The sequence below is a fragment of the Synechococcus sp. R55.7 genome, from assembly GCF_047461955.1.
Lineage (GTDB): Bacteria > Cyanobacteriota > Cyanobacteriia > Thermostichales > Thermostichaceae > Thermostichus.
Map to the genome: position 1 here is coordinate 1 of NZ_JANSIC010000247.1, position 3,493 is coordinate 3,493.

6 protein-coding genes are annotated in these 3,493 nt (G+C 58.9%); all 6 read right to left on the minus strand.

Annotated elements, in window-relative coordinates; translation table 11 throughout:
* Window positions 1-9 precede the first annotated feature (9 nt).
* Window positions 10-1,293, minus strand: coding sequence for a class I SAM-dependent methyltransferase (locus tag NW820_RS11090; RefSeq protein WP_414407511.1), 1,284 nt, complete (start codon window positions 1,291-1,293; stop codon window positions 10-12).
* 1 nt (window position 1,294) lies between these two features.
* A complete protein-coding gene (locus NW820_RS11095) occupies window positions 1,295-1,468 on the minus strand; it encodes a hypothetical protein (protein WP_414331502.1) in 174 nt (57 codons plus the stop codon).
* Window positions 1,469-1,515: 47 nt separating this feature from the next.
* A complete protein-coding gene (locus NW820_RS11100) occupies window positions 1,516-2,067 on the minus strand; it encodes an NAD(P)H-quinone oxidoreductase subunit J (RefSeq protein WP_414407512.1) in 552 nt (183 codons plus the stop codon).
* Between the two features lies 1 nt (window position 2,068).
* Entirely contained in the window at window positions 2,069-2,809 is a 741-nt protein-coding gene (locus NW820_RS11105) for an NADH dehydrogenase subunit K (RefSeq protein ID WP_414331499.1), read from the minus strand.
* On the minus strand, window positions 2,800-3,162 hold the full coding sequence (ndhC, locus tag NW820_RS11110) for a photosynthetic/respiratory NAD(P)H-quinone oxidoreductase subunit C (RefSeq protein ID WP_414331498.1): 363 nt from the start codon (window positions 3,160-3,162) through the stop codon (window positions 2,800-2,802). The genes NW820_RS11105 and ndhC overlap by 10 nt, the downstream gene beginning before the upstream one ends.
* Window positions 3,163-3,262: 100 nt before the next feature.
* Window positions 3,263-3,493, minus strand: a 231-nt coding sequence (locus NW820_RS11115; protein ID WP_414407513.1) for a hypothetical protein, incomplete at its 5' end; no start/stop codon positions are given.

The window sequence follows — 3,493 nt, forward strand, 5'->3', positions numbered from 1 at the left end:
CGAAATGGCTCACGGCTCCGGCTCGCCAAAGCCCCGCAGAGGATGAGCATATTCTGAGGGGGTCAGGCCCTTAGCCTGCACCAATACTCCAAAGCCCCCCAACCCCATGGGATCCAGCAGCGCGTGAAGAGCATGTCGCCGCCGCAAAACCTGGCCCACATCCACAGCTTCGCCATCAACCGGGTTCCCCATTTGGCTAAGGGCGGCCAGCCGCTCGGTCAATCCCAGGTTGACCAAAAAGCTGCTTTGCCGGGTGAACCCCAGGCATCTTAGCCCCAGAGATTCTCCCACCTGCTCTAGGGTGGTAAAGTCCACATGAGCGGTGAGATCCTGGGATCCCACCCGAACATAGGGATCCGTGTAGCTGCCGTGCTGTCGATAGGCCAGGAGCGTACCTTGGGCGCGGTGGGGGCTGTAGTAGCGCTGGGCGGTGTGGCCATAATCGATGGTGAGCACGTAGCCTCGCCGGAGCTTACGGGCCAGCAGCTGCAGCCACTCCAAGGCTTTCAGGTTCACCTCGGTTTGGTAACCGGACGGATAAGTTTCTACAGGGATCCCCAAGCGGGCAAAATACTCCCTCAGCTCAGGAGTGGACAGATCCCCCAGCACTTCCCGGAAGTTGGCTTCTGCAGCCTCGCCGCAATCGACATAGATTTCTCGCAAAGCCCCATCCTGCACCTGCACCCGATGCACCGGAAAAGCATCCACCAGCTCATTGGAGAAAAAGCAGCCTGTAACTGAGTTATCCGGGATCCCGTCCCAATCCAACCAGCGCACCTTCTCCCCAAAAGGGGCCAACCGCTCCTGCTGGAGCTGCCGCAGATGGGCAGAACGCTCCAAAATCCCATAGTCCAGCGCCTGCCAAAAAGAGGGCTGTTCGCGTAAGCGGGCCGCAGGCCTTGCAGAGCGCACGTAGGTCAGCCAATCCTGGGCCAGGCGACCGCTGCCTGCCCCCATCTCGATGACCGTGAAGGCAGAGGGGGATCCCAAAATGTGCCAGAACTGGTGGATCTGCTCTGCCAACAGTTGGGCAAAGTCCGCCGCCAGGTGGGGAGAGGTGAGGTAGTCGGGGCCAATCGGGGATCCCTGCTCGTAATAGCCCAACCCTGGCTCGTAGAGAGCCCACTCCATAAACTGGGCAAAGGTCACCGGTCCCTGAGCGCGAATGCGGCTGACAATCAACTCCCGCAACTTCTGCGTGGCCTGAGGTGTCGATAGAGAAAGACTCGGGTCGCGTAGGTGTTGCTCAGGAGCGATCACAGGTGAGGATTCCAGGGATCCAGACTCACTCAACTTACTTGTTCAGGGGACGACGCCAATTTTGGCGAAACTGACGGTTCGAGAGCAGCAGCACCGGCCAGAGGGCCGATACCACCCACTTCCCGGAGCCCGAATAGATGCGATCCGCCTTGCGGGCCGAGTACCAAACTCCACCTGCGTAGATTGCCAAGAGCAAAAAAGGCCACATCTCAACCCATCCTATTCAACGCTGCTCACCAGGTCAGGGATCCCCAATCAGTAGGCATCCTGCAGCTCATAGAAGTCAGGCGTGATGTAGTCCTTGCGCAGGGGCCAACCTATCCAGTCTTCCGGCATTAAAATCCGCTTCAGGTTCGGGTGTCCCTCGAAAACAATGCCGTACATGTCGTAGGTTTCCCGTTCCTGCCAATCCGCCGACTTCCAAATCCAGTATACGGAAGGCAGCCGTGGATCGTGGCGAGGCAACTTTACCTGGAGCCGCACCTCCTGAGGGCGATCCGCCCCGTCTGACAGCTTGATCAGGTGGTAAAGGCTGACCAGTGGCTGCCCTGCCCCCAGGTCATACCCGCACTGACACTCCAGGTAGTTAAAGCCGTAGGCATAGAGGGCGGTACACAAGGGTAGGAGAAAGTCCCGCTCCACCTCCAACAGCTCTACCCCCGCTGCGTCTCTCCCCAAATACTGGTGCTCGAAGCCGTTGTCGGCCAGAAACTGGGAAACCGGGCCCCGCTCCAACGTCACCAAGGGTTCCGACTGCTCGCCTGCGGATGGCGGCGCTTGTTTTTCCTGGGCATTCTCCTCTGCCATCTCACACTCCTCCCTGCAAGGCTTTGAGCTGCTGTTCCGCCCGCTTAAAGTCGGCGGTTTGCAAGGCCGGGGGCACTGGCAAGCCAATGGCCGCAGCCAGCTCTGGCGGGGGAGCTTGGCGGGTCTCGCTCTCCAGATACTTGCCGGTGATGATCTCCGGCACAGGCTTGAGGTTGTGCTTAACCGTGTAGTAGCGGTGGGTTTGCTGCAGACGGCCTCGTTCCCGCATGTCCTCGGCGGCGATCTTCTTGCGCAGCTTGACAATGGCATCCATGATCGCTTCTGGACGAGGAGGGCAGCCGGGAATGTACACATCCACCGGGATCAGCTTGTCCACCCCCCGCACTGCCGTGTAGGAATCGGAGCTGAACATGCCACCGCTGATGGTGCAGGCCCCCATGGCGATCACGTACTTCGGCTCAGCCATTTGCTGGTAAAGCTTGACCAACGCCGGCGCCATTTTCATGGTGACCGTACCTGCCGTGATGATCAAATCAGCCGTGCGCGGCGAAGAACGAGGCAGCAGGCCAAAGCGGTCGAAGTCAAAGCGGGATCCCAGCATGGCGGCAAACTCGATGAAGCAGCAGGCGGTGCCGTAGAGCAGCGGCCAGAGGCTGGACATCTTAGCCCAGTTGTACAGGTCGTTCACCGTCGTCAGAACGACGTTGTTGGAGAGGTCGGTAGTCACCTGGGGGGCAGCCCCCGGAAACAAGACTTGCGATTTCTCAGACGTCATGACCATTCCAATGCTCCTTTTCTCCAGGCGTACACAAGACCCACCACAAGGATGGCGATGAAAATCAGGGCCTCCACAAAGGCCAACAGCCCCAAGCGGTGAAACGCCACTGCCCAGGGATAGAGGAACACCGTCTCTACATCGAAAATGACGAAGACCAGTGCGAACATGTAGTAGCGAATGTTGAACTGGATCCAGGCTTGCCCAAACGGCTCCATGCCCGACTCGTAAGTGCTGCGCCGCAGGGATCCCCGCCGCTTTGGCGCCAAGAGTGCGGAAGCCCCCAGAGCCAAAACCGGCAGCAGAGAGCAGAGGATCAGGAAAACCAGCAAATACTCGTAGCCGGACAGAACAAACACGACGCCAGACCGCCTCAGGTGCTCAACATTTAGATACGTTTCCAGTATAGAGCCAGTCTGGGGCTCCCCTGCGCCACGGGATCTTCAGTTCTATTGATGATCATGATTGTTGGGAGCGGCGTTTTTCCAGCCAGCCCCACACTCCGCTCACCACCGCCCCGGCCATCAGGATCCCCAAAGCCGGCTGAAACAAAGGCAGCCAGAGCCGCATCCAAAGTTTGTAGCCCAGTGGGATCCCAAGAAAAGCCCCGGTTACGGAAAAGACAAACCAGACAAACCCGGCGAACACCAGAAAGACAACGGCAATCAGGAAGTTATCCAGCCAGCGCTT